Source organism: Levilactobacillus fuyuanensis (genome assembly GCF_003946395.1).
In the GTDB taxonomy this organism is placed as follows: Bacteria; Bacillota; Bacilli; order Lactobacillales; family Lactobacillaceae; genus Levilactobacillus; species Levilactobacillus fuyuanensis.
Genome location: NZ_RHNZ01000013.1, coordinates 1 through 26,581, shown reverse-complemented (window position 1 = coordinate 26,581; position 26,581 = coordinate 1). Strand labels below are relative to the sequence as shown.

Sequence of the window (26,581 nt, the reverse complement as noted above, 5' to 3'; positions counted from 1 at the left end):
CGGTTTCTTTGTGGTTTTAATTTAACGCTATTTTCCTAAACAGAACTGACTAAACAGCTGATCGAGCAGCTCGTCTTGGTAACTATCCCCGGTAATCTCTCCGAGCAAGTCCCAGGCCCGGGTCATGTCGATCTGAACCAGATCCACGGGCATCCCCGCAGCAATCCCGTGCATGACGTCGTCTAAGGCGTCACTGGCTTGATGCAATAACCCGATGTGCCGGGCGTTGGTCACCATCACCGTACTTTGGCTGGATTCGATTCCCTCATCAAAGAAAAGATGGGCAATCGTTTCCTCCAGCTTATCCAACCCTGAACTCTTCAAGATGGAGGTTTCAAGAATTGGGCTGTCACCGGCAGATTGCTTCAACACCGACATATCCAGCTTCTGTGGCAGGTCCGTCTTGTTTAAAATTAAGATCCGTTGCGTGTCAGCCGTAGCGTCCAGCAACTGCATATCCTCGGTCGTTAAGGCCTCACTGGCGTTCAAGACCAGCATGACCAAATCAGCCGTGTTGATGGCCTTTCGTGACCGTTCGACCCCAATCTTCTCGACCTTATCCGTTGTATCACGAATACCGGCCGTATCGATCAGCTTCAACGGCACGCCCTTGACGTTGACGTATTCTTCAATCACGTCCCGTGTGGTCCCAGCGACGTCAGTCACGATGGCCTTGTCTTCGTGGAGCAGGTGGTTCAACAAGCTACTCTTCCCCACGTTAGGCCGCCCGACAATCGCCGTGGCAAGGCCTTCACGAAGGACCTTTCCCTGCTTAGCGGTCGCCAGCAACGTCTTGATCTGTTGCTTGACCTCTTGGGCCTTCTCCAGCAACATCTTAGTCGTCATGGTTTCCACGTCATCGTACTCGGGATAGTCGATATTGACCTCAACTTGAGCCAGCGCATCCAGGATATCCTGACGAAGATTTCTGATCAATTTCGACAAATCCCCGTCTAATTGGTTCAAGGCGACCTTCATCGACTTATCGGTCTTGGCCCGAATCAGATCCATGACGGATTCCGCCTGAGTCAAGTCAATCCGACCATTTAAGAAGGCCCGCTTAGTGTATTCACCGGGTTCGGCCAACCGTGCGCCGTAGCTCAGGCACAACTGAAGGATCCGGTTCGTAGCCACGATACCACCGTGACAGTTGATTTCGATAATATCTTCTTTGGTATAGGTCTTGGGGGCCCGCATCACCGTAACCATGACCTCATCCACTTCTTCCCCATTTTCGGGGTCGATGATGTGGCCGTAATGAATGGTGTGCGTCCCAACCTTCGTTAAGTCTGCGCCCTTGAATAGCTTGCAGGCAACGTCGAAGACTTCCTCACCGCTCAACCGGATAATCGAGATCCCACCTTCACCAGGCGGCGTCGAGATTGCTGCAATCGTATCAAATTCTGTTGTGGTGACTGTCATGAGCCATCCTCCTTTTATATTTCCTACTGTCTGAATTGTCTTAAACAAGTTTCGGTTTTCGTCACGTGATGCTGTGCTAAAACGGCTAACGTTGCAAGCGCTCACCCCGGGCGTATCATTTAACGCCATAAAAAAAAGCACCTACTCCACGCCACCTAACTGTGCGTGGATAAAGTACTTTCACTACTTTATCGTAAACTTGATAAGAATGATTGTCTTCACTATAAGGGGTAACGGCGCGTTTGTCAAACGAAACTTATGCCGGTTCGATGACGACCGCGCGATGGGGTTCCTTCCCCGCAGAATACGTCGTGACGTAGCGATTCTTCGACAACACGGCGTGAATCTGCTTGCGTTCAAACGATGGCATCGGGTCCAAATAAATGGGTTTCCCGGTCGCGACGACCTCACGTGCTGTGCTCTCCGCCAAGCGACCTAACGTAGCCGCACGCCGTTCCCGGTAGTTCGCAACGTCCAGCTCCAATTCCACGTGAGCAGCACCGTGATGATTCAAAAATAGTTGGGCCAAGCTCTGTAAGGCGTTGATGGTCCGACCGTGCTTGCCGATCAGGAGTCCTTCCTTATCCGTGGTAAAGACCAACCGGACTTGGCGGTGCGCACCCGATTCAACGTCTATCGTGGCGTCTATGCCCAGTTGTTCGACGATGGTTGCCAAGTAGTCCTGAACAGCTTCGATGGCCGCCTCACGTCGCTTACGGCGCTCCTGAGGGGTCACTGTGGGTTCTGCTGTGGCTGACGTCGCCGCCGCAGCTGGTGCGGCGGCTACTGGCGCTACTGAAGCAACTGCCGAACTCATTGAAGCCGTTGAACTCCCCACTGACGCTGCTGATTCTGGCGCTGGTGCGGCGGATGAATCTTCCGCAACCGTCTTTAGGACAATATCCACCATGGCATCGCGCCGACCGATTCCCAGCCAACCCTTCCGCGGAGTGGCGACCACCTTAATTACCACTTGGTCGCGGCGACTGTTGAGCGCGGTTAACCCCGCTGCAATCGCTGCCTCTTCCGTTTTGCCCGTGTAGATTGTCATCGTCCATTCCTCCATGTCTTTTTCGCTAAAATTCAGTATACCATAATGCTTGCGACGCACCCCGTAATTCAGTCTGAAAATGATTGGGAAGATGAGACTCTGAGACGCTGTTAAGAAACGCGAAATGGTGCGAGTTGTTTTGAGAAATGTATTAGGTATTAGTGTGCTGGGCGGGCTTTGTGTGTTTTTGGGGAATGCGGATTGGGCTGGCCCGCTGAAGTTGTTAGTAGCCGTTCTAGCTTAGAGAACCGGACTTGCTCTCGCCAGAACACTTGGGAAATATGCGGCCTCTGAAACGTGTTCAGTCGGGCAGGTCCCTGCGCTTAACCCAGATAAGCACCGGCTCGGCTCCGCCAAGCTGGCACTTATCTACGTTAATGCTCAGGACCTACCACCCTCTTTCACACTCTGGTCGAAACGAGTTCCGCAAGGCAGGTTCTTCCGCTTAGAAAGATAAGTCCTCCTGTCCGGCGAGGCCGAACAGAAGACCTTAGCTCCCTAATGCTCAGAACCTAATCGCCTTGCTCCACTCTCTGTACAAAAAAGGCGCCGAACCGAAGTCCTGCGCCAATAAAATGCATTTATGCTAACTGTTTACTTGCGTTTGCTTTGCTTTGCACGTCGAATTGCTTTCTTGACCGTGCGTTCGTGTTCGTTCTTTTCCTTTTCCTTGGCATCGCGTTCCGCTTGAATCTTCCACGGATTTTGAATTAACAAGGTTTGGCCAACTTGGAACACGTAGGAAATCGTCCAGTATAAGGACAGTGATGATGGCACGTTCAGGGCAGTGAAGAAGACCACTACCGGCATCCCGACGATCATCATCGTACTCATTGAGTTGGACTCTGGCATTGACTTGGTGCTTAACCACGAACTAATCAGCGTGGCAACAGCAGCCAAGACAGGTAGGATGAAATACGGGTCTTTGTGGCCCAATTGCAACCACAGGAAGCTCCCAGACCGCAGAACGGCCGTCCGCCAGATAGCTTGATACAACGCCCAGATGATTGGCAACTGAACGACGGCAGGCAGGCAACCCAACATGGGGTGAACGCCCGCTTCCGAATACAGCTTTTGCTGTTCGGCCTGCATCTTTTGCATCGTTTCGCGATCTTTTGAGGAGTATTTCTTCTGTAAAGCTTTTAATTGTGGCTGTAAGTCCTGCGTCTTCCGCATGCTCCGGGTCTGGAAAATCATCAGTGGGAGTAAAATAATCCGCACGATAACCGTAAAGATGATAATCCCGATACCGTAGCTCCCGCCGAACATGTTGGCCAACCCAATGATTGCCCGGGAGAAGTTCAGAACGATCCAGCCGTCCCAAATCCCAGTACTATGATTGGTGATTGGTGCATTGCTACAAGCGGAAAGGATAAAGACTAAGCTCACAATACCTAGCATAAGTAGGGTACGTTTGTACTTTTTCACTTTTATTCCTCGCTATAGTTGGAATCCAGCAGTTTTGCCAGTTTCAAAACATGAATCAGGCTGCTCTTCGCATCAGTCATGGAAATGCCGTCCGCCCGGGGCCGAGCAATTACGAGAAAATCCACATCCTGTTTGAGGTAGGGTTTTAACTCGAGTAGACTCTGCCGAATCCGGCGCTTCACCCAATTACGGTGGACCGCGTTCCCAATTTTCTTACCGACCGAAATGCCAACTCGAAAATGTAATTGATCAGGTTTTTCCATTGAATACACCACAAATTGCCGGTTTGCGACCGAATTTCTGGTTTCAAAGACCTGCTGAAATTCCGCTTCTTTCTTAATGCGGTAAGATTTTCGCATGGTGCATCTCCAAAATTCTCAACGATTTGTTGAACAGTCCGCGAGAGATTAGGGTCCCAGTCTTCTCGCAGATAAAATAAAAAGACCACTGAACTATCAGCGGCCTATGCAGACAATACTTTACGTCCCTTTTGACGGCGACGTGCTAATACTTGACGGCCATTGCTAGTGCTCATACGCTTGCGGAAGCCGTGGACACGTGAACGGTGACGTTTCTTTGGTTGGAAAGTGCGCTTCATCGTAAAATCTCCTCTCTTAACTATGACTATTTTTTATCTGGTGGAGCCAGACAAATACTAAATGCATTTCCTGAACATATTAGCATAAATTCGGCGGAATGGAAATAGGAACTTTGAATTTCCATAAAAAAGTTCTCCCCGAAGAAATTTGTTTCATGCACTTTGGCTGTGGATAACTCTAAAATTGTTAAAAAGTTTTTCCAGACTTTCCCACTCGGTTATCCACCGTTCCACAGCCTGTTTATTTTGCTTTTCTAGGTTCAGTGGATTCTGTGGATAACTTGTGAAACACTTGTCAATGTCACGTTTTAAGTCCACAGACGGGTGTGCATAACTCAAATTGTTAAAAACCATCCACAGACATTCGACTGCCTGTGGATAACTCTATCCACTTTCTGTGAAACAATTATTCACAGTTCAAAATACCCTGTGGAAAACTTTTTTTCTTCATGCTACACTGGACTTACGTTTTCGTTTGGGGGTCTTACGCCCAAATGGGAAATGACTATCTAAATAATTAATAGGGGGATACATCAGTGCCAGATATGGTAACTTTATGGACTGATATCAAGGAGTTATTCGAGGAGAATAACACACCAACGACCTACAAGACTTGGATTGAAACTGCCAAGCCGATTGCCTTAGATGGCAACAAGTTAACGTTGGAACTCCCGTCACCCCTGCATCGTGATTACTGGACCCACCAACACCTGGACCAGCAATTGGTAGAATACGCATACCAAGCCGCTCACGAAGATATTCAGCCGATTTTGATCATCGAAAGCGAACGCCAACAACAGGCAACTCGCAAAGCAAAGACCGCGACCCCCGAGGAACCGGCCACTGCTGAGCCAACACCGACTTTCATGAAGGAAACCGCGCTGAACTCCCGCTACACTTTTGACACTTTCGTCATCGGAAAAGGCAACCAAATGGCCCACGCAGCGGCCTTAGTTGTCTCCGAAGAACCCGGCGTGATGTATAATCCGCTGTTCTTCTACGGTGGCGTGGGCCTTGGTAAAACCCACTTGATGCATGCGATCGGCAACAAAATGCTTGAAGATCGCCCGGATACCAAGGTCAAATATGTCACTAGCGAAGCCTTCACGAACGACTTTATCAATGCGATTCAAACCCGGACGCAGGAGCAGTTCCGTCAGGAGTATCGTAACGTTGATCTGCTACTGGTCGATGATATTCAGTTCTTCGCTAATAAGGAAGGAACCCAAGAAGAGTTCTTCCATACATTTAATGCGCTTTATGATGATGAGAAGCAGATCGTCCTGACTTCCGATCGACTACCAAATGAAATTCCTAAGTTGCAGGACCGCCTCGTTTCGCGGTTTGCTTGGGGCTTATCGGTCGACATTACACCACCGGACTTGGAAACGCGAATCGCCATTCTCCGCAACAAAGCCGACGCCGATCAGATCGACATCCCCGACGACACGCTAAGCTACATCGCCGGGCAAATCGACTCTAACGTGCGGGAACTTGAAGGCGCATTGGCCCGAGTTCAAGCCTACCATCAGTTGATGCATCAACCGATCACGACTGACCTAGCCGCTGAAGCGCTCAAGAGCCTCAACTTGGCCAACGCCACGGATGCCATCACGATTCCGGTCATTCAGGACCGTGTGGCAAACTACTTCCACGTGTCTCTCAAGGATTTGAAAGGAAAGAAACGCAAGCAGGCCATTGTCATGCCCCGTCAAATCGCCATGTACCTGTCACGTGAATTGACGGAAGCGTCACTCCCACGTATCGGGAACGAATTTGGCGGTAAAGACCATACCACGGTCATCCACGCCTACGATAAAATCCAGGATTCACTGAAGACCGATGCCGAATTGCAAAAGGACATCGATAATCTGAAAGATGAATTGCGGCGCTAGGACGAAACCGTCCGAGTCAGCGCGACAAGTTAGCAGACTCGCGACGGTTTTTTTGTGACCAACTAGGGTATGATAGACGTATGGCTAACAGAGCGTGTGGATAAAAAGAGAATAGCTCTAAAGTTTTCCACAAGTTATCCACAGGTGGAAAAGCTAGTAACACAGGCTATTTCGTCAAGTTATCCACAGAATACACTGCTCTACTACGGCTACTGTCTTTTTCTTTTAATTAAGTAAACTACGCACCACTAAAAAGGAGTGTCTCATCTTATGAAATTTTCCATTAACCGGGCGGCCTTCATTAAGGAACTCAACAATGTGTCACGGGCCATTTCGTCTAAGACCACAATTCCCATTTTAACGGGGATCAAGATCGTTGCTAGTGATGCGGGCCTCTTATTGACTGGTTCGAACGCTGACATTTCAATCGAATCTCTGATTCGGGCGGATGATCCAGATATTGGCTTAACCATTGATGAACCAGGCGCCATTGTTTTAACGGCTCGTTTCTTCAGTGAAATTGTTAAACGTTTGCCAGAACAAACCATGACGGTGACGGTTAAGGACGCATTCCAAACAGAGATTACGTCCGGGTCCGCAGCCTTTAATATTAACGGGCAAGATGCCAACAACTACCCGCACTTGCCAGAGGTTGACGCTGCAGATTCCGTTGTGTTGTCTGGTGCCGTCTTCAAGGAATTGATCAGCCAAACGGTCATTGCCGTTTCCAACCAAGAAAGTCGCCCAATCTTGACCGGGGTTCACTTTGTGTTGGCTGACAATCAATTCTTGGCGGTCGCCACGGATAGTCACCGGTTATCACAACGTCAGATTGAGCTACCTACGCCAAGTAGTGCAGCCTTTGATGTGATCATTCCTGGGAAGAGTTTGACTGAACTTTCTCGGATGATTGGTGACGATGACAGCGACGTGAAGATGCAGTTCTCAGAAAACCAGGTGTTGTTCTTACTAGGGGACACCTCGTTCTACTCACGCTTACTGGAAGGGAACTACCCAGACACCTCACGGTTGATTCCAAAGGATGCCTCGACGACGGTCGAATTCGAAGCGCCAGAATTATTGGCAGCTGTTGAACGGGCCTCACTGTTGTCTCACGAATCCCGGAACAACGTGGTTAAGCTGACGCTGACGCCAGCGGACAACCAGGTCACCATCTTCAGTAACTCCCCAGATGTCGGGAATGTTGAAGAAGCCTTGGATCCTAAGGAAATTACCGGGGACGACCTCGAAATTTCCTTTAACCCTGACTACATGAAGGATGCCTTACGGTCATTCGGTCAAACGACGATCCGCGTAGCCTTTACGTCAGCATTACGGCCATTCACGTTGGTTCCAACGGAAGATACCAGCAACTTTATTCAACTGATCACACCGGTACGGACTTTCTAAATTTAGAAACTAACGGAGCGTCACCTCAAAAGGGGTGGCGCTTTTTTTGTAAAAAAGAGTGCGGAACAAGGCGGTTAGGTCCTGAGCATTAACGTCATTAGGCAGAAAATCCCGGACCTGGATTTTGCCTAATGGGGTTAAGCGCAGGGACCTGCCTTGTGGAGCACGTTTCGGCAACGTGAAATTAGAAGGAAAGTCTTTGAACTAGTAAAAAATCATAGTGGAAAGCCCGAACTTGGCTTTTTCCTTATTGGGGTTAAGCGCAGGAGTCTGTCTTGTGGAGCACGTTTCGGCAATGTGAAATTAGAGGAAAGTCTCGAACTCAGAATAAAATTAGAGAGAAGGTTCCGAGAAAATAAATCGAAATCAACCCAAAGGAAGGAAAAGCGCTTCTCCCACAAACGCTTAACAATGGCAGCACGCCAAAATAAGCTAGGCCATCGTCAATTAAATAGAGAAAATCACCCAGACCTCTCAAATAGCACGTATCAAAAACGAGAGTGAATCAGAAAACACCCTCAAAAACGCGAAATTCAACTACAACAGTCACAATTTCTGAAAACAACGTCAAAATCTCAACAATTTCCACGTGAAATTCGTTACTTGCGTGCGCATATGCTTCGTGATTTTCAGCAACTTTCAGAAAAGCTTGAAAAAAAGCCTGAAAAAACAAAAAAATCGTTAAAAGGCCGCTATTTTTTGATTAGAGCAAATTTACCGGTTTTTTACCAAAAATATCAGGAAGGGCTTAAATCGGCTGAGAACGCAAAAATCAAGCAGTTAAACTGTACTTTTCCCTAAAATGCGGTATAATATAAAAGAAGAATATAGAGGGGTGAAATTGTGAAAAAAGAAGTTTTCATTGAGACGCCCTACATTACTTTAGGCCAGTTACTCAAAGAAGAATCCATTATCAGTACTGGCGGTCAAGCCAAGTGGTATTTGCGGGAAAACACCGTTAATATCAACGACGAGCCGGACAACCGGCGGGGCCGCAAGCTGTATCCTGGTGATACGGTGGAAGTACCTGGTACAGGATTATTTTTTATACGCTCAAAGCAGGGTGAATAATGTATTTGCAAGAACTGCAGCTGCAGCATTTTCGGAATTATCCCAGTGCTGATCTCGAGTTAGGACCCGGGATTAACGTCTTATTGGGAGAAAATGCGCAGGGCAAGACCAATCTATTAGAGGCAATCTACGTTCTTGCGTTGACGCGAAGTCACCGAACGGCCAATGATCACGACCTCGTTAACTGGGAAGCCAAAACGGCGAAGGTTAGCGGACGAGTCGTGAAGTCGGTGGGGTCGGTGCCCCTAGAATTAACGTTCTCACGTCAAGGTAAGCGCGCCAAAGTGAATCACCTTGAGCAGGCTCGACTGTCACAATATATCGGCCAGCTCAATGTGATTTTGTTTGCACCGGAAGATCTCGCCATTGTCAAAGGTGCCCCGACTGTTCGGCGGCGCTTCATGGACATGGAGTTTGGCCAGATGAATCCGCGCTACCTGTATAACTTGAGTCAGTACCGGACGCTACTAAAGCAACGGAACCGGTACCTCAAGGATTTACAGCATAAGCAAAATCGTGACCTGTTGTTTTTGTCGGTCTTAACCGACCAACTGGCCGCGTATGGTGCGGAGATCATTGCCCAGCGGCTGCGGATGTTACATAAGCTGGAGCACTGGGCGCAGGCGATTCACGCCGAGATCTCTCAGCAAAAAGAAGAGCTGACGTTTCACTACGCGACCCAGGTACCAGAGGACCAATTGACGGACCCGGATACCATTTGTGCGGCGCTAACGCAGCTTTATAAAGAACATCAGGACAAGGAGCTCTACCGAGGAACAACTCTGGTGGGCCCGCACCGAGATGATCTGCATTTTCGGGTCAACGGGAAGAACGTGCAAACGTTCGGCTCCCAGGGTCAGCAGCGAACCACGGCGTTAAGCGTCAAGCTCGCTGAGATTGACCTAATGAAAGAAGAGACCGGAGAATATCCGGTCTTGTTACTTGATGATGTCCTTTCTGAATTGGATGATGCCCGGCAGACCCATCTGCTGAAGGCTATCCAGGATAAAGTACAGACGTTTATTACCACCACCAGTCTGAGCGGGATTACCCGCCAGCTGATTAAAGACCCGACCATTTTTCATGTGGCTAACGGGACGGTGGTGGCGGATGGATCTGCCCCCAGTGGCGATCCGGCAACAAAGGAGGATTAAGCAGTGGCTGATAAAGAACACGAAACCAAGGCAGAACAAGCCAGAGAATATGATGCCAGCCAAATTCAGGTCCTAGAGGGCCTCGAAGCGGTCCGGAAACGGCCCGGGATGTACATTGGCTCGACCAGTGCCCAAGGTCTCCATCACTTGGTTTGGGAAATTGTGGATAACGGGATCGATGAAGCCTTAGCTGGCTTTGCGGATTCCATTCATGTCACGGTCGAAAAGGATAACAGTATTACTGTTTCTGATAACGGTCGTGGGATTCCTGTCGACACGCAACAAAAAACGGGGAAGCCCGCTTTGGAGACGGTTTATACCATCCTGCATGCCGGGGGTAAATTTGGCGGTGGCGGATACAAGGTCTCCGGGGGACTTCACGGGGTCGGTGCGTCCGTCGTTAACGCCCTGTCGACTCACCTGGAGGTTCAGGTTATTCGGGGCGGCAAACGTTATGGGATTACCTTTAAACGTGGCCACGTTGATAAGCCAATGTATGTCATGGAAGAGGGCCTGGACCAAGATCGTCACGGAACTATCGTGCACTTCTTGCCGGACCCAGATATCTTCCGGGAAACGACGACGTTTGATATCAAGACGTTGACGACCCGGGTTCGTGAACTGGCCTTCTTGAACAAAGGTTTACGGATCACGATTCGTGACGAACGCCCAGAAACGCCAACTGAAGATGATTTCCACTATGAAGGTGGGATTCGCCATTACGTTGACTACTTAAACGAAAATAAAACAACATTATTTGAACCCCCAATTTACGTTGAAGGTGAAGAAAACGGGATTACCGTGGAAGTGGCCTTGCAGTATACGGACGACTACCACAACAACCTGTTGACGTTTACCAACAACATCCACACCTATGAAGGTGGGACCCATGAAGAGGGATTCAAACGTGCGTTGACCCGGGTCGTGAACGATTACGCTCGGCAAAATAAACTGATGAAGGATAACGAGCCTAACCTGACCGGGGATGACGTTCGTGAAGGGATGACCGCTGTGGTTTCCGTGAAGCATCCGGATCCCCAATTCGAAGGTCAGACCAAGACCAAGTTAGGGAACTCCGATGCCCGGACGGCCGTGGATCACACGTTCGCCGACCACTTTATGCGCTACCTGATGGAACATCCTGACATTGCCCGCAAGGTTGTGGACAAGGGGACGTTGGCATCTAAGGCGCGGGTCGCTGCTAAGCGTGCTCGAGAAGTGACGCGGAAGAAGAGCGGGTTGGAAATCTCCAACCTGCCTGGGAAATTAGCCGATAACACGTCTAAGGACCCTGCCATTTCCGAATTGTTCATTGTCGAAGGGGATTCTGCCGGTGGTTCTGCTAAGCAGGGCCGGTCGCGGTTGACTCAAGCCATCCTGCCAATTCGGGGGAAGATTTTGAACGTTGAAAAGGCTTCTATGGACCGGATTCTGGCGAACGAAGAAATTCGTTCGATGTTTACCGCCATGGGAACGGGTTTCGGCTCCGACTTTGACGTGTCGAAGGCTAACTATCACAAATTAATTATCATGACCGATGCCGATGTCGATGGTGCCCATATTCGGACGCTGTTGTTGACGTTGATCTACCGCTACATGCGGCCATTGTTGGATGCCGGTTACGTGTACATCGCCTGCCCACCCCTGTATCGGGTTCGGCAAGGGAAGATGCAACGTTACCTGGATTCCGATGATGAATTGAAAGAATTATTAGGGCAATTGCCACCCGCACCAAAGCCTCAGATTCAACGGTACAAGGGGCTTGGTGAAATGGATGCCGAACAGCTCTGGGACACGACCATGAAGCCGGAAAACCGGCGGCTCTTACGGGTCGATGCTCAGGATGCCATCAACGCTGACCAAGTGTTTAGCATGTTGATGGGGGACAAGGTTGCGCCTCGACGGGAATTTATCGAGGACAATGCCACCTTCGCCGAGTTGGATGTTTAGTGAAGAACGGAGGGTAAAAATTTGGCTGATCAAGATTACAATATAGGTCGGATTACCGACGTTGACCTTTCACAAACCATGCGAACATCCTTCTTGGATTACGCGATGAGTGTGATTGTGCAACGGGCGTTACCAGATGTGCGGGATGGTTTGAAGCCAGTCCACCGTCGAATCCTATACGATATGCACGAACTCGGGATCACCCCCGATAAGCCATTCCGGAAATCTGCCCGGATGGTCGGGGATGTCCTCGGGAAATACCATCCACATGGTGATTCTGCCGTGTACGAATCCATGGTGCGGATGGCCCAAGACTTCTCGTACCGCTACATGTTAGTGGACGGTCATGGGAACTTTGGTTCTGTCGATGGTGATGGGGCCGCTGCCATGCGGTATACCGAAGCGCGGTTGAGTAAGATCGCGATGGAAATGCTGCGTGACATTAACAAAGATACGATTGATTTTCAAGATAACTATGATGGGTCCGAACGCGAACCCGTTGTGCTCCCTTCACGATTCCCCAACCTGTTAGTTAATGGGGCTTCCGGGATCGCTGTGGGGATGGCCACGAACATTCCGCCACATAACCTGACGGAAGTCATCAGTGCCCTACACATCTTGATGAAGAACCCCGATGCCAGTCTGGCTGAGTTGATGGAGGTCTTACCAGGCCCCGACTTCCCAACCGGTGGGATCGTTATGGGGAAGGCTGCTATTCGCCGGGCTTACGAGACCGGGAAGGGCACCATTACCTTACGGGCGAAAGTCGATATTGAAGAAGAAAAGAACGGTAAGCAACGCATTGTGGCCACGGAAATTCCTTACATGGTCAACAAGGCCAAGCTGATCGAACGGATCGCCGAATTGGCTCGGGACAAGCGCATCGAAGGCATTACTGATGTCAACGATGAAACCGACCGGACGGGGATGCGGATCGTTATTGACGTCCGGCGTGACGCCAGTGCCGAAGTGATTTTGAATAACCTGTATAAGATGACCCTCATGCAGACCTCGTTTGGGATCAACATGTTGGCCATCGTCAAGGGTGCGCCTAAAGTGCTGGGCTTAAAGCCAATCTTGCAGTACTACTTGGACTTCCAATTGGAAGTTATCAAACGGCGGACGGCCTTCGAATTACGGAAGGCTGAAGCTCGGGCCCACATCCTGGAAGGGTTGCGGATCGCGCTCGATCACATCGATGAAATCATCACCATTATCCGGCAGTCACAGACCGCTGAAGTGGCGAAAAATGAATTAATGACACGTTACAGTCTGTCAGATAAGCAATCGCAGGCCATCTTGGACATGCGGTTGGTTCGTCTGACCGGTCTGGAACGTGAAAAGGTCGAGAAGGAATACAATGATGTCATGGCGAACATCAAGGATTACAAGGAAATCTTGGCATCCAAGGAACGCCAACAGAGCATCATTTACGACGAATTGATGGAAATTCAAAACAAGTTCGGTGACGCGCGGCGGACTGAATTGATGGTCGGTGAAGTCTTGAGTCTAGAAGACGAAGACTTAATTGCCGAAGAAGACGTGGTGGTCTCATTGACTCACAACGGCTACATCAAGCGGTTACCAACGTCTGAATTTAAAGCCCAAAACCGTGGTGGTAAAGGGGTTCAAGGCATGGGTGTCCATGAAGATGACTTCATCGAACACCTCGTGGCAACGTCCACGCATGACATGCTTCTGTTCTTCACCAACACCGGGAAGGTCTACCGGATGAAGGGGTATGAAATCCCTGAATACGGGCGGACGGCCAAAGGGATTCCGGTCATTAACTTGCTTGGTATCAACAACAACGAGCATGTGCAGGCCGTGATCAACGTGGCCAATCCGGGAGAAAATGCCGAACGCGACATCTTCTTCACGACGGTTCAAGGAACGGTCAAACGGACGCCAGTCGATGAATTTGCCAACATCCGCAGCAATGGTCTGAAGGCCATTAACCTGAAGGATGACGACGAATTGATCGATGTCGACATCATCAATGGTGATGCCAACATGATCATCGGAACCCATCTGGGCTACGCCGTTAGCTTTGCGGCTAAGGACGTGCGGTCAATGGGCCGGTCGGCAACTGGGGTTCGCGGGATTCGGTTGCGTGAGAGTGATTACGTGATCGGGGCCAGCGTCCTCAAGCCGGACAGTCGGGTGTTTGTCATTTCCGAAAAGGGTTATGGAAAGCAAACACCAGCTAGCGAATACCCAATCAAGGGACGTGGCGGTAAAGGTATCAAGACCGTCAACGTGACTGAGAAGAACGGGCCGTTAGCCGGATTGACCACCTTGGACGGTGATGAAGACCTGATGTTAGTCACCAACAAGGGTGTCATGATTCGCTTCAACGGGAGCGATGTTTCCGAGACCGGTCGGGCAACCTTAGGGGTCCACCTGATTCGGCTAGGTGACGATACCGCTGTGGCCACTATGGCCAAGGTCGATAAGGAAGACGACAGCGCTGAGGTTGACGGTGAAACGACGGACGGTGACGCCCCCGCAACCGATTCAACACCAGTGACGCCGGATTCTGACGCACCGGAAGCTTAAACTAAATAACTATGGATTTGAAAAACTAGTCATTGCCCTTTAGGGTGATGGCTAGTTTTTTTATCAAAAAGCAACTGCGTTTATAATTTAAATTATAAACAATTCTGGTGGATTTCCACTTTTGCGTCGGGTATACTTGGTCTAGACCATAGCCTTTCTACGATAACATTAGTTGGAGGAGAAAAACGTTGAAGATAACTGGGAATACTCATAACCATTGTCATAGCACGTCCGTATTGAAAGTGAGTTTGATTGTTGGCTTAGCGACAACGGGATTGATGATGTGGTCATCACCGATGCAGGCGGAAGTCAAAGATGATAAGGTCATGACCACGAATGCGGTAAAGGATGATAGTCAGGTTATTACCGGGAAAACGGGTACCTGTGAGTGGACCTTTCAGGATGGAGTCTTGAAGATTGGTGCCGGTAACTTTGCAAATAATGGCAGTTGGCGGCGGTATGCCGATCAGATTATAGAAATTCAGTTTACTGGAAAAGTGGTTCTTCCAGCAGAAAGTGAATATATGTTTTCTGGGCTGCATCAGCTACAGCGTTTTAGTGGCGCGGATTTAGTGGATACCAGCCAGGTAACGAATATGGGGTACATGTTTCAATTTGATAAATCCTTGAAGGAATTGGATCTGCGAAGTTGGGATGTGCGACAAGTCACGTCGATGCCGGAGGCTTTTGCCTGGACGAATTCACTCCAGGAACTGCGCATTGAGAATTGGAAAACCCCACAATTAGAGTGGGCGCGATCATTGTTTACTTATTGTGGCATTCAGTCGCTAGACTTGCGGAGTTGGTCGGTCAACAAGGTCGATGACCTGTCGGGGATGTTTTTTGGAATGAGCAATTTAACCAGTCTGGACTTGCGGGGGTGGCAAACGAAGAATGTCACAACGATGTCTGACACGTTTGCGGAGACGTCATCCTTAAAAAGCTTGCAGCTGGGGGATCAGTGGGATACCAGTCACGTCACTAATATGGACAGTACTTTTGTCCATACAGGCTTGGAGTCGTTGGATTTACGCCGATGGGACGTGAGCCATGTGACCAGGATGACGTCAATGTTTTGGAGTTGTTATCACCTGAATTCACTGAATGTTAGTGGCTGGCAGACGGGGAATGTGACGGACATGTCCAAGATGTTTCGCAATGTTCCGGCAGAGAAATTACCTATCGAGGATTGGGATGTCAGCCATGTGACGAAAATGAATCAAATGCTGGCTGAGACTGGCGCTAAGTCGTTGGATCTTCATCGATGGGATGTGCGCAACGTCATTAACTTTGAGCAGTTATTTGCGGCCAGTTCTGCCGAGAATATTAACGTTAGCGGTTGGCAGACGTCGCATGCGGGCAGTTTCCAGAAGCTTTTCTTCTTATCACAGGCAAAGACGGTCGACCTGTCGGGATTTGATATGACCCATTTGGACTATCACGATGATCCCTTCTCGGAGTATTGGAGTGAAGGCCGCGTAGAATTGATGTTAGGGGGGATGCCCAATCTACATATTTTGCGTTTGGGACCGAAAACTTTATTGCAGGATCCTAAGAAATTTACAGCCGGCCTAGGAGCGTCCTCTGAGGATGATCAGCATACCCATGATACTGATCACTGGCATGCTGTGGGTGCGGGAACCGTTGACCATCCGCAGGGACCACGATTAACCGTTAGAGGATTGGAGGAACACTATACGCCGGCGATGGCAGGGACGTATGTACGAGAGGCTCAAGCAGCGCCCGTAATTGTTTACTACCGCGATTTGATTACCAATAAGGATCTTCAACAATCCCGGTATCTTTCAGGCATAGTGGGCGCGCCATTTACGATTAAAACGGATTTTCCGGGCTACCGCTATCAACGGGCCAGTGCGCCTCTGACGGGGACATTTTGGAGGCAAGCACAGGCAGTTGTTTTGTATTATTTGAAAGAAAATTCCAATCTGGGAAGTGCAACCTTGCGCGCCGTGGATGATAACGGCAATCAGTTGCTTCCAGATAGCGTCCAGACGGGAAAGATTGGGACACATTTCCCTATTGTCGCACCAGAGATTGCGGGATACAGACTGCACCGTGACTCACCACTACCGACGCAGGGGGTCTTTACGTTGGAGCCACAAGTGCTAACGTTGTTGTATCGCAAATTGCAGACGGTGCGGGTCTGGTACCTTGAGCAATCAACTGGTCGGGAGCTCCATCAATCAGAAATATTTGAAGGGGAATCGGGAACAGCTTACCGGGTCGAACAGTTCACGAAGGACGTAGCGGATAGTTTGGTGGGTTATACCTTTAAGCGTGGTATAGGATTACCCGGGAAATATGGCGATGGTAATCAGGATATTTATTTGTTATTTGAGAAGAACGCAGTGGTGAAACCAGATCCGACGCCAACACCGACGCCAACACCGACGCCAACACCGACGCCAACGCCAACACCGACGCCAACACCAACACCAACACCAACACCACAAGTTGAACCGGAGAAGCCGGCTGAATCAGTTGAGACTGCGGAAAACGGGGGAAGTGGTGATCTGATTTCGACGGATACGGCTAATCCAGCTTCATCGAAACCCAAAGGGCAACGGCGTAAAGTTAAAAAGGTTAGCCAACAGCGGTACCGTCGTGGAAGTGAATCTGCCGTACCTACGGGTCAAGCTAACATTCGGCAAAAGCAGACATTACCCGCAACTGGGGAGGCGAACCACGATTGGTGGGCAAACCTGGCTGGTGTGATTGGCCTGAGTCTCCTCATCCTGAACTGGTTCAAACGTCAAAATTAAATATAATAGTTAACGGAACCGCTTGGCTTAGGCTGAGTGGTTCTTTTTGTCTAGCTAACTCACTCTTGGCTAGAGTATACAATGAATAATGACGGACTTTATTAATGTAAAATAGTTGTCCAATTAGAGATGAATATGGGACATAATCGTTGCTACTAAGCAATCTATATAAAGATTGTAATTTAAATTATTTAAATAATTGTATATAGTTAAATGTGTTTACTTTATCTTAGCTGTCTGGTAAGCTCGAAATAATATCAATTGGTTAGATTGATTTGACGAAAGCAAAGGGGGGGGGGACGGAGGCGTCATGGCAACGACCATTATTGATTTTGCGACGGCAGTCACTGTGCTAGGAAATAATTTAAAGGCTCGGCGACAAGCACTGGGACTCACCCAGCAGGCACTTGCCGCAGGACTCTGTGCGCAAGCCATGATCAGCGATATTGAGAAGGGAATTGACCTTCCCAATGCAAGTTTACTGACTAAGCTGTGTGAGCGGCTACGATTGCCCCACAAGCAGATGCTCAAGGAGAACTATCCTATTCGTCGCCTACCGTCGTTTAGCGATAAAGTTCATCGATTATACGACCAGCGGCGATACGTTGATCTGAAGACCTATATGGAGCGCCCAGGCCGTCTACAGGTTTTGACAACTGATGAAGATTTAAAAGCATACTATTATTATTACGGTTGTACAGTTTATCAGGTAACTCATGACGCGACTGTTGCGTTGCAAAGTATTCGGACAGCATTAACTATGATGTTGCCACAGCACCCGCAGCGGTATCGGACGCTCGAAGTATTACTCTTTTCAACTGAAAATTATATGACAGCGGCTACCGCAGATCAGCCGAATTATGACGGATTTGAGCGTGCATTGACCATCATTCGGGAACAACGTTTGATAGATAGCAGTCAAAATATCTGCATGGTTTTTAACCAGTATGCGCGAATCTGTTTAATGCAGGGACAGCCTCAGCGGGCAATTCGGCTCTTGATCGAAGGTATTGCATGGGCAGATGCGCATGAATCGGATTATATGTTGGCAGACGATTATGCATTGTTGGTTCAAGCACATGCGATGACGCAGTGAGTGATCGCAGATTAGCAGGTGTGGGTGACATTTGGGCAATAATACAAGTAACGGCATAGCAGACGTATTAGGAGGAACCGACTAATGATGAGTGAATGGGCAGCAATTCAAGAGACGTTATTTCTCATGCACGATGGTTTATTGGTCGAGTCACTGGCTCGCGAGGCTGAGGATGAGGCCGAAGACGAAATGCCACGGGCCAAATAAAATTAAAGCAATCAGCGCGATCAGATTGATTCTGGTCGCGTTTCTCGTGGCCCCCTTTTCATCTAAAAACCCGATGGACCACGGATAAGCAGACATTTCTTGCTTAAAAATAAAATAATTTTGGAAATTAAAAAATATTTGGTCATTCTCCACGTAGTTAAGTAGTGTAGCGTAAGCAGCACCCGTCGGTCGGCCCCGATTTGCTTAACGAAATGATTTATGCTATACTACTAGCTTGTGAGTATCTGGCTTTCGCTAGAGTCTCTCCTTGCTCCCGCATCGCAGCGGGGGCCTGAAGTCCATAAGGAGGTGTAACATTCATGGAAACTACTAAATACGAAATTACCTACATTATTCGTCCAGACCTTGACGATGCCGCAAAGACCGCTTTGGTTGAACGCTTCGACAAGTTGCTTAAGGATAACGGTGCCGACATCCTTGATTCAAAGGATTGGTCTAAGCGTCGTTTTGCTTACGAAATCGGTGGTTTTAACGAAGGTATCTACCACGTTATTACTGTAAACGCTGATGACGATGCAGCATTGAACGAATTTGACCGTTTAGCTAAGATCAACGACAGCATCTTACGTCACATGATCGTTAAGCGCGAAGACTAATTTGACTTTAAACTTTTAATTTTGAGAGGAGTTATTCAGCAATGATCAACCGAGTAGTACTAACTGGCCGACTGACACGGGATGTTGACTTACGATACACCCAAGGCGGTGCTGCTGTTGCCACGTTTACCTTGGCCGTTGATCGGCGGTTCACCAACAAAACTGGTGAACGGGAAGCTGATTTCGTAAGTTGCGTCATCTGGCGCAAGTCCGCGGAAAACTTTGCGAACTTCTTCCACAAGGGTTCCCTTGTCGGTATTGAAGGTCGGATTCAGACCCGGAATTACGAAAATCAACAGGGCCAACGGGTTTATGTTACCGAAGTTGTTGTCGAGGACTTTTCGTTCCTCGAACCACGTTCTCGCAACGCGAACAACAATGGCGGCAACACGAACTACGGCGGTAACCCAGCGAATAATGCTCCTCAACAGAATCAGAATCAAAATGCCAATCCATTTACGAGTGGGAACCCGTCTTCGACGGCCCCATCGCAAAACTCGAATCCATCCCCAAGTAACAATAACGGCAACAATGCTGGGAATAACTCAGCTGATCCGTTTGCGAACACCGGCGATTCAATTGACATTTCCGATGATGATTTACCGTTCTAAACACTAAAATACGAGGAGGGAATTTCTCATGGCAGGACAACGTCGTGGCGGCCGTCGCCGTCGGAAGGTTGATTTTATTGCAGCCAACCACATTGAATACATTGATTACAAGGATACTGACTTATTACGTCGGTTTATCTCCGAACGGGGTAAGATCTTACCTCGCCGGGTTACTGGTACTAGTGCCAAGAACCAACGTAAGTTAACTATTGCTATCAAGCGTTCACGGATCATGGGCTTAATGCCATTCGTTAGCGAAGAGTAGTCTATTAAGAACTAACACTCAGGTGTTGGTTCTTTTTTTTTGGCAAAATTAGCGTAAATGCGCGTAATATGCTTGGTAGTTGTGTAGAGACTTCATGGATCATTTTTGAGGAGACTGTGGCGAACACCTGCAGTCTCCTTTTTGACTAGTTGCGGGCATTGGCTATCTTAAATCGCAGAAGCGAAGTCGTTGGTCGCTGGATTTTGTGAGAACTCTTTAGAATGGGAGCTAGTTCAATGAGGAGGTATTGGAAATGATTACAGCATTTGCGAGTCCCTCGACCTACGTTCAGGGTGACCAGCTTCTGCAGCACGCGGCCCGCTACATTGCGCCGTTTGGTAACCGTGGCCTATTGATTGCCGACGATATCGTTTGGGAATTAGTGGGTGGGCAGTTCTATCATCATCTGACGGCGGACGGGCTCAAGATTGAGCATATCCACTTTAACGGCGAGAGTTCTCCGGAAGAAATTGCACGGATTCAAGCTATCGGAGAGGCTAGGGATGCCAAATTCGTCATCGCTCTAGGCGGTGGAAAGACCAACGATACGACCAAGGCCGTCGGCGATCAGCTCCACGTGCCCGTCGTGATTGTGCCTACGCTGGCATCGAACGATTCGCCGTGCACGCGGTTGAGCGTCATCTATTCACCCAATGGGGAGTTCTTGAAGTACCAATTCTATGACAAGAACCCCGACTTGGTACTAGTGGATTCGACCGTGATTGCCGGAGCACCCGTGCGTTTTCTGGTCGACGGGATTGCGGACGCGCTGTCGACCAACGTTGAGGCGCAGACGGTCGCACGGCCCCGAGCCACCACGCTGCTACCCTTACAGACCGACCAGACGGCCGACGGGTTAGCCCTTGCCGAGAAGTGTGAGTCACTGTTGTTCAAATACACTGGCCAAGCCGTGTCCGCAGCCGCGGATCATGTGGTTACGCCGGCGTTGAATCATATCATCGAGGCCAATATTCTTCTGAGTGGTGTTGGGGCCGAGAGCTCGGGCCTGGCTGCGGCTCATAGCTTCCAGAATGGTCTGACCGCGCTCTCCGGCGACGTGCATAAGCTATCACACGGGCAAAAGGTGGCGTTCGGGACACTTCTCAACTTGGTTTTGGAGGGAGCCACCGATGCCGAATTCCAACGTTATCTGGACTTTGAAGCCGACCTAGGGTTGCCAACGACCTTGGCCGACCTTCATTTGGATGAGGCCAGTGATGAGGATCTGATGAAGGTTGCCAAACTGACGGTCCAATCCGGAGAAACCATCCACAACATGGGCTTTCCGGTGAGCGCCCGCGATGTCTTTTCTGCGATGAAGGCCACCGATGAATTGTCTCGGCAGATGCAGCGTCGATTCTAGAATTATTTCAATTGATACATGTTTAGCAGGTTTATCAGTCAATTAGAAATGGACCAGCGTAATCGCCGACTGGTCCATTTTGAGTTGTATGCTTATATTTTTGGTGAGGCTAATGGTAGTTTCCTCGAAACTGAGGAAGGTCTCCTCAGTTTAACGGAGTAAAAATAAAAGTCAACTGGTAAATCGTTAATATAACAAAATAAATATTTTGGTGACGGGGCAAAACTATAAAAAGCAATGCGCCAGCACCAGGGGTCGGATCCCATGCGGACGCATTGCTCTTTAACAAGATTTAGAACTCGCGGTGACCGCCGAGGTAGACCTGTTTGTCGGTCTGAACGACGTTTGCGGTATCGGCAAGTGGGTCGGCCTTCAGGACTTGGAAATCAGCGAATTTGCCGACTTCCAGGGTGCCGTATTCCTGGTCGACGCCCATCAAGGCGGCCGAGTTCAAGGTCGAACACTGGTAGGCCTGAGCAGGGGTCATGCCCAATTTAGTTAGGAGGCCAAATTCACTGGGCGTTAAATCAAAGCCGTTGAAAGGCGTCCCGGCATCGGTCCCACAGGTGAACTTCACCCCGAGTTGGAAGGCCCGACGCATGTTAACGTAGGTGTCATCTAACGCATCGGCGGCCTTCTTGACTTCCCAATCGGGTAAGACGCCGTGGCCCTGTTCGGGGATGACCCATTCGGCGATCAGCGTCGGTGTCAGGTAGGTGCCTTGCTTGACCATCTGTTTGGCCTCATCCTCGGTGACGTAGAAGCCATGTTCTACGGAGTCCACGCCAGCGTCTAAGGCGTTTTGGATACCGGGATTACCCTCGGCATGGGCGGCAACGACCCGACGCTTGTGATGAGCCTCCTCAACGGCCACGTGCATTTCGGCCACGGAGAGTTGCGCGTCTTCCATGAAGTCGTTGGGCGTCATGACACCACCAGTCGCCATGACCTTGATGCTCTCGGCACCATTCTTAAATGCGGTGCGGACGGCCTTGCGCATTTCATCGGGAGAGTCGACCGCGTGTCCGCCGTGAGGGGAGTCCCCATGACCCCCCGTCATTGAGAAGGCTTTGCCGGAGGTTAACATGTGCGGCGTATGGGGCAGTTGTCCGGATTGTTGAAGCTTCTTCAGTTTAACGTCGGCATCGTAGCCGGTTCCGCATCCCCGGACATAGGTGACGCCGGACTTGAGTAGGGTTTGTAAGTTGGTGAAGGCCAGAACGCCAGCCTCGGCTTCGGAGTGTTCCTTACCTTGGAGTGCCTGCGTGTCGGCGGTGACGTGGACGTGAACGTTCATGAATCCCGGCATGACGTATTGGCCGTTGAGGTCGACGTTGGCGTCAGCCGGTGCGGGTGTGCCCTGCCCGCGGTCGACTAATTTACCGGAAGCGTCGTCGACGGTAAACCACGCGTCGGCTTGATTTTGATCGGTGGTGCCATCAAATAAGGTGAAATTAAAGAAAGTGGTTTTGGTCATATAAATTCCTCCTGAATTTTGTGTCGTGATTATATAGGTGAGAATGTATAGAAATCGTTATGGTTTGGTTTGATACATAGTTCTGGTGAGGCGCCGCACAGACCTGAAGCATCGAGATCACAGTCGCCGGAAACATTTGAGGATGTCTTGGTGGTGGCTGTGGACTGGGGCTTGGGGTACGGGCGGCTTGGGTGTGCGTGATGATAACTTGGTTTTACTTTGGTTTGAAGCGTTGTTGCTGGTTAGTTTTGTTTGGTTCGTTAGACTTGCTCTCGCCACGATATCCGGAAATATGCGGCTGCTGAAACGTGTTCAGTCGGGCAGGTCCCTGCGCTTAACCCAGCCAAGCAGGCACTTAGCTACGTTAATGCTCAGGACCTACCGCCCTTCTTCACACTCTGGTCTGAAACGAGTTGCGCAAGCCAGATTCCTGCGCTTAACCCCATTAAGCACCGGCTCGGTTCCACCGAGCGGGCACTTAATGACGTTAATGCTCAGAATCTAAGCGGCTTGCTCCACTCTCTACTTCCAGTACGCATACTTATATTGCGCGCCGTGCAACAGCGTATCCTTTAGGCCACCGACATCCTTGCTGACGAGCTTGGCCTGTGATGGCTGGTACAGTGGGATGTAGCCTTTGACCGCCATCAGGCGTTGGTTGGCATCCATTAAGGTGTTGTAGCGGGCCAGGCCCGTTTGAGTTTCTGCCTTGGCTAGGAGTGCGTTGAATGGGGTATCGTTCCAGCCGGTGAAGTTGACCGTGTTGTCTTTTGCCGCAAGGTCTAAGAAGTCTGAGGCATCTAGTAAATTGGTGGACCAACCGGTCAGGTTTAGTTCGAAGGTGCCGGCGAAGTCCCGTGCCACGTGTTGGGCGTGGGGGATGGAGGTCGTGGTGACCGTCAGACCCTTGAAGTTCTTTTCCATCACGGATTGGAGATAGGTGCCGACGTGCTTGTCATCATCGGTGTCGTCGGTCAATAGATTCAAGGTGACCTTAGTCTTGCCGGTTTCCTTCAAATACTTAGCCCAGTACGTCTTGGCCTTGGCAACGTCGGTCGGCAGGAGATTTCCCAGTTGGGTTGCCATGTCTTCACCAGTCTTTGGATTGGTCTGATCACCACGTGGAACGGCGTTGAGAGCGGGCTTGGAGCCATCCGCCAAGACTTTGCTGGTCAGTGTTTCCCGGTTGGTTACGTAGGAGACGGCCTGTCGCAAGTTTTCGGAGTTGGTTGCGGTCTTCTTACTGTTGACGTAGAGGTACTGTAGCCGGCCCTGCAGCGTCTTGTGGAGCTGCTTGTTGTTGGCATTGGCCCGGACGTATTGGCCACTGACGGTCGTTTCCTGGATCTTGCCGCTCTTGAACAGCGTGGCCGCGGTACTTTCATCCTTAGTGACGTCAACTTTGACCTTCTTGATTTTCACGTTTTTGGCATCCCAGTAGTGGGTGTTCTTGACGTAGGTCCAGGACGAGTTACTCCCGGTCCAGCCGACGAGCTTGTAGGCGCCATTACTCATGGTCTTGGCGGCATTGGTCCCGTATTTCTGCCCGTACTTCTTCACGGTGGCAGTGTTCAGAGGATAGTAGTCGGAGACGAGGTCGTCGAAGTAGGGAACGGCCTGACTCAGCGTGATCTGGAGCTTGGTCTTGCTGAGGGCCTTCACGCCGAACGTGGAGGGGTCCGCCTTACCGTTTTGGATTGCGGCGTAACCTTTGATGGCGGAAAGCTTATTGGCGTATTGGGCCTTGGTCTTCGGGTCGACCCAGCGACGTAGTGACGTGACAAAGTCTTGTGCGGTGACGGGCTGTCCGTTGGCCCATTTGGCCGTCTTACGAAGGTTAAACGTATATGTTTTGCCGTTGTTGGTGGGTTTAACCACCTTAGTGGCGACGCCGGCAACGATCTTGCCGGATTGATCATAAGTATAGAGACCTTCCATGGTCTGGGAGATCACGCTCCCGCTGTTGGTATCGGTCGACTTGTTGGGGTCGGCGGTGGCGGGTTCGCTGGGAAGCGTGACATTAAGTGTGCGATTCTTAGTGGTGTTACCGGCAGCGCTGCCGCAGCCACTCAGGGTGAGGAGTAAAAGTAGGACTAACGGTGCGGTATAGGCGAGATGTTTCATACAAAAACCTCCTAGAATTTCAATTGATTAGAAATACCCTGAAAATAAAAAATGCGCCCCTACGGAAAAAACTCTCCGTAAGGGCGCAGTCTGCACGGTACCACCTTATTTTTGCTACTCAAAAAGTAGCGCTATCCATGAACGGCGAGCTTCCTAGAAGGACGTTCCCAGAGTCTAGGATCTACTGGGATACGAACCACACTCGCGATTCACTGCATTGATAACGGTTGCTACCGGTATAGACTTACTTTAATTTCGGCAAACAGCTCCGAAGGGATGTTCGCGCTGGCGACCTTGACCCGCTCTCACTAAACCGGGTTCGCTAACAAGGGGTGACCTGCGTTACTGGACTTCATCATCACTTTTTAATTTTCTAATCAATTGTTAATAATTGCTAGTTTATCACGGAAATGGGGATTGTCAACGGGAAAATTTGAAATTGTGGAGGTAGGGTAATCATGTGGCGGAGACACCTTATAGTAGCATTTGGGTTAAAAATAGTTTTCTAGAATGAAATTTTCCCGATGTTTCACATGAAACATTTGGTTTAAAACAGCCAGAAATTCTGAGCTGGTTAAGGGTAATCACTACCCAGTAAGCAAGGAACTTGGTACACTTAGGCTATTCAAATCAAGGAGATGTTTTGCCGTGCAATCACGATTGATTCCCAGTATTTCGTTTGAGAGCGCCAAGGATGCCTTGGCCTATTATCAAGAGGTCTTCGGTGCCGCGGACGTTTATCGCTTTAGTCCAGATGCAGCCCAGGCGAAGCAGTTCGGGTTGCCAGCGGATGCAAATTTAGACGATATTACCATTCATGCTGGGTTCAGCATTCTTGGGATGAACTTCCAGTGTGCCGATGCGTTTCGTGGCAAACCGGAACCCACAAATCAGATTGATATGATCTTGGATATTAACGCTGATGATGCTGCGAGTGCTCAAGCAGCTGAGGACTTTTATCAGCGGGTTGTCGCCTCCGGTACGGTGACGGTCGACATGCCATTTGAATCGCAATTTTGGGGTGGCAAGATGGGCCACTTCACCGATAAGTATGGCATCTCGTGGATGCTACACGTGATGCCGTGGAGCCAGATTAAAGATCCAAATATTCAATGAAAGCTTGGCCCTAGAAGTCATTTTATGATTTCTAGGGCCAATCTTTTGCTGCTTTTACATGGCAAATTGATAAACGAAGTGTGACGGTAAGATTGAAAACGATATTTCTTAAGAGAAATTGTGACGTCGTTAAGTAGGATTTAACTTCCCTTCCGTTGTTTAAAAACAAGCCAACCATCAATAAGAACATTTATCATGAGAAAAATCATTGTATTTAGAAACGAGATTTTGAACTGTACAATCATTAAGACAAATGTACATATTCCAAAAGTGATAACGTTTACCCAAATGTTATTAAAAAATTTTTCCTCGATTTAAAATTGAAGTGCAACACCTGCTCTACTAGACCAGTTCTTTATTCAGACTAGTCAAAAAGGCCATGAA

22 protein-coding genes are annotated in these 26,581 nt (G+C 49.4%); 15 read left to right on the top strand and 7 right to left on the bottom strand.

The window, feature by feature from the left end; genetic code table 11:
• Positions 1–27: 27 nt before the first annotated feature.
• The 5 genes from mnmE to rpmH form a co-directional block, all read right to left on the bottom strand.
• On the bottom strand, positions 28–1,422 hold the full coding sequence (mnmE, locus tag EKM73_RS08040) for a tRNA uridine-5-carboxymethylaminomethyl(34) synthesis GTPase MnmE (RefSeq protein WP_125701445.1): 1,395 nt from the start codon (positions 1,420–1,422) through the stop codon (positions 28–30).
• Between the two features lie 256 nt (positions 1,423–1,678).
• Positions 1,679–2,473 carry an RNA-binding cell elongation regulator Jag/EloR gene (jag, locus tag EKM73_RS08035; protein WP_125701444.1) on the bottom strand — a complete coding sequence of 265 codons (795 nt, stop codon included), beginning with the start codon at positions 2,471–2,473 and terminating at the stop codon, positions 1,679–1,681.
• A 594-nt stretch (positions 2,474–3,067) separates the two neighbouring features.
• A complete protein-coding gene (locus EKM73_RS08030) occupies positions 3,068–3,901 on the bottom strand; it encodes a YidC/Oxa1 family membrane protein insertase (RefSeq protein ID WP_225421346.1) in 834 nt (277 codons plus the stop codon).
• A 2-nt stretch (positions 3,902–3,903) separates the two neighbouring features.
• Positions 3,904–4,260, bottom strand: coding sequence for a ribonuclease P protein component (gene rnpA, locus EKM73_RS08025; protein ID WP_125701443.1), 357 nt, complete (start codon positions 4,258–4,260; stop codon positions 3,904–3,906).
• 104 nt (positions 4,261–4,364) lie between these two features.
• On the bottom strand, positions 4,365–4,499 hold the full coding sequence (gene rpmH / locus EKM73_RS08020; protein ID WP_081624573.1) for a 50S ribosomal protein L34: 135 nt from the start codon (positions 4,497–4,499) through the stop codon (positions 4,365–4,367).
• A gap of 536 nt (positions 4,500–5,035) precedes the next feature.
• Here rpmH and dnaA point away from each other — a divergent pair.
• From dnaA to EKM73_RS07955, 14 genes are all read left to right on the top strand, one after another.
• Positions 5,036–6,394, top strand: a complete 1,359-nt coding sequence (gene dnaA / locus EKM73_RS08015) for a chromosomal replication initiator protein DnaA (protein ID WP_125701442.1) — start codon at positions 5,036–5,038, stop codon at positions 6,392–6,394.
• A gap of 270 nt (positions 6,395–6,664) precedes the next feature.
• The gene (dnaN, locus tag EKM73_RS08010; protein WP_125701441.1) at positions 6,665–7,804 is read left to right on the top strand and encodes a DNA polymerase III subunit beta; all 1,140 of its coding nucleotides are present in this window, start codon (positions 6,665–6,667) and stop codon (positions 7,802–7,804) included.
• Positions 7,805–8,419: 615 nt separating this feature from the next.
• Positions 8,420–8,605, top strand: a complete 186-nt coding sequence (locus tag EKM73_RS08005) for a hypothetical protein (RefSeq protein WP_125701440.1) — start codon at positions 8,420–8,422, stop codon at positions 8,603–8,605.
• 42 nt (positions 8,606–8,647) lie between these two features.
• The gene (gene yaaA / locus EKM73_RS08000) at positions 8,648–8,875 is read left to right on the top strand and encodes a S4 domain-containing protein YaaA (protein ID WP_020088836.1); all 228 of its coding nucleotides are present in this window, start codon (positions 8,648–8,650) and stop codon (positions 8,873–8,875) included.
• The gene (gene recF, locus EKM73_RS07995) at positions 8,875–10,029 is read left to right on the top strand and encodes a DNA replication/repair protein RecF (protein WP_125701439.1); all 1,155 of its coding nucleotides are present in this window, start codon (positions 8,875–8,877) and stop codon (positions 10,027–10,029) included. The genes yaaA and recF overlap by 1 nt, the downstream gene beginning before the upstream one ends.
• 3 nt (positions 10,030–10,032) lie before the next feature.
• Positions 10,033–11,979, top strand: coding sequence for a DNA topoisomerase (ATP-hydrolyzing) subunit B (gyrB, locus tag EKM73_RS07990; RefSeq protein ID WP_125701438.1), 1,947 nt, complete (start codon positions 10,033–10,035; stop codon positions 11,977–11,979).
• Positions 11,980–12,057: 78 nt separating this feature from the next.
• The gene (gyrA, locus tag EKM73_RS07985) at positions 12,058–14,538 is read left to right on the top strand and encodes a DNA gyrase subunit A (RefSeq protein WP_382387504.1); all 2,481 of its coding nucleotides are present in this window, start codon (positions 12,058–12,060) and stop codon (positions 14,536–14,538) included.
• Between the two features lie 242 nt (positions 14,539–14,780).
• Positions 14,781–17,321, top strand: coding sequence for a BspA family leucine-rich repeat surface protein (locus EKM73_RS07980; RefSeq protein WP_125701436.1), 2,541 nt, complete (start codon positions 14,781–14,783; stop codon positions 17,319–17,321).
• 310 nt (positions 17,322–17,631) lie between these two features.
• Complete coding sequence (locus tag EKM73_RS07975) at positions 17,632–18,417, top strand: helix-turn-helix domain-containing protein (RefSeq protein WP_125701435.1); 786 nt, start codon at positions 17,632–17,634, stop codon at positions 18,415–18,417.
• Between the two features lie 84 nt (positions 18,418–18,501).
• The gene (locus EKM73_RS12960; RefSeq protein ID WP_263853802.1) at positions 18,502–18,624 is read left to right on the top strand and encodes a hypothetical protein; all 123 of its coding nucleotides are present in this window, start codon (positions 18,502–18,504) and stop codon (positions 18,622–18,624) included.
• 320 nt (positions 18,625–18,944) lie between these two features.
• Positions 18,945–19,241: a 30S ribosomal protein S6 gene (rpsF, locus tag EKM73_RS07970; RefSeq protein WP_125701434.1), complete on the top strand. Its 297-nt coding sequence runs from the start codon at positions 18,945–18,947 to the stop codon at positions 19,239–19,241.
• 41 nt (positions 19,242–19,282) lie between these two features.
• A complete protein-coding gene (gene ssb, locus EKM73_RS07965) occupies positions 19,283–19,852 on the top strand; it encodes a single-stranded DNA-binding protein (protein WP_125701433.1) in 570 nt (189 codons plus the stop codon).
• Between the two features lie 28 nt (positions 19,853–19,880).
• Entirely contained in the window at positions 19,881–20,117 is a 237-nt protein-coding gene (gene rpsR, locus EKM73_RS07960) for a 30S ribosomal protein S18 (RefSeq protein WP_011666824.1), read from the top strand.
• A gap of 253 nt (positions 20,118–20,370) precedes the next feature.
• Entirely contained in the window at positions 20,371–21,480 is a 1,110-nt protein-coding gene (locus EKM73_RS07955; protein ID WP_125701432.1) for a glycerol dehydrogenase, read from the top strand.
• A gap of 292 nt (positions 21,481–21,772) precedes the next feature.
• Here EKM73_RS07955 and EKM73_RS07950 read toward each other — a convergent pair whose 3' ends face one another.
• Both EKM73_RS07950 and EKM73_RS07945 read right to left on the bottom strand, forming a co-directional pair.
• The gene (locus EKM73_RS07950; RefSeq protein WP_125701431.1) at positions 21,773–22,957 is read right to left on the bottom strand and encodes a metal-dependent hydrolase family protein; all 1,185 of its coding nucleotides are present in this window, start codon (positions 22,955–22,957) and stop codon (positions 21,773–21,775) included.
• Positions 22,958–23,479: 522 nt separating this feature from the next.
• Entirely contained in the window at positions 23,480–25,081 is a 1,602-nt protein-coding gene (locus EKM73_RS07945; RefSeq protein WP_125701430.1) for a peptide ABC transporter substrate-binding protein, read from the bottom strand.
• 648 nt (positions 25,082–25,729) lie between these two features.
• Here EKM73_RS07945 and EKM73_RS07940 point away from each other — a divergent pair.
• On the top strand, positions 25,730–26,197 hold the full coding sequence (locus EKM73_RS07940; protein WP_125701429.1) for a VOC family protein: 468 nt from the start codon (positions 25,730–25,732) through the stop codon (positions 26,195–26,197).
• Positions 26,198–26,581: the final 384 nt, after the last annotated feature.

Coding starts and splice junctions, on each gene's coding strand:
- mnmE (WP_125701445.1), bottom strand. CDS start 1,422: ATGACAGTCACCACAACAGAATTTGATACGATTGCAGCAATCTCGACG.
- jag (WP_125701444.1), bottom strand. CDS start 2,473: ATGACAATCTACACGGGCAAAACGGAAGAGGCAGCGATTGCAGCGGGG.
- rnpA (WP_125701443.1), bottom strand. CDS start 4,260: ATGCGAAAATCTTACCGCATTAAGAAAGAAGCGGAATTTCAGCAGGTC.
- rpmH (WP_081624573.1), bottom strand. CDS start 4,499: ATGAAGCGCACTTTCCAACCAAAGAAACGTCACCGTTCACGTGTCCAC.
- dnaN (WP_125701441.1), top strand. CDS start 6,665: ATGAAATTTTCCATTAACCGGGCGGCCTTCATTAAGGAACTCAACAAT.
- EKM73_RS08005 (WP_125701440.1), top strand. CDS start 8,420: ATGCTTCGTGATTTTCAGCAACTTTCAGAAAAGCTTGAAAAAAAGCCT.
- recF (WP_125701439.1), top strand. CDS start 8,875: ATGTATTTGCAAGAACTGCAGCTGCAGCATTTTCGGAATTATCCCAGT.
- gyrA (WP_382387504.1), top strand. CDS start 12,058: ATGCGAACATCCTTCTTGGATTACGCGATGAGTGTGATTGTGCAACGG.
- EKM73_RS07975 (WP_125701435.1), top strand. CDS start 17,632: ATGGCAACGACCATTATTGATTTTGCGACGGCAGTCACTGTGCTAGGA.
- EKM73_RS12960 (WP_263853802.1), top strand. CDS start 18,502: ATGATGAGTGAATGGGCAGCAATTCAAGAGACGTTATTTCTCATGCAC.
- rpsF (WP_125701434.1), top strand. CDS start 18,945: ATGGAAACTACTAAATACGAAATTACCTACATTATTCGTCCAGACCTT.
- ssb (WP_125701433.1), top strand. CDS start 19,283: ATGATCAACCGAGTAGTACTAACTGGCCGACTGACACGGGATGTTGAC.
- rpsR (WP_011666824.1), top strand. CDS start 19,881: ATGGCAGGACAACGTCGTGGCGGCCGTCGCCGTCGGAAGGTTGATTTT.
- EKM73_RS07955 (WP_125701432.1), top strand. CDS start 20,371: ATGATTACAGCATTTGCGAGTCCCTCGACCTACGTTCAGGGTGACCAG.
- EKM73_RS07950 (WP_125701431.1), bottom strand. CDS start 22,957: ATGACCAAAACCACTTTCTTTAATTTCACCTTATTTGATGGCACCACC.
- EKM73_RS07945 (WP_125701430.1), bottom strand. CDS start 25,081: ATGAAACATCTCGCCTATACCGCACCGTTAGTCCTACTTTTACTCCTC.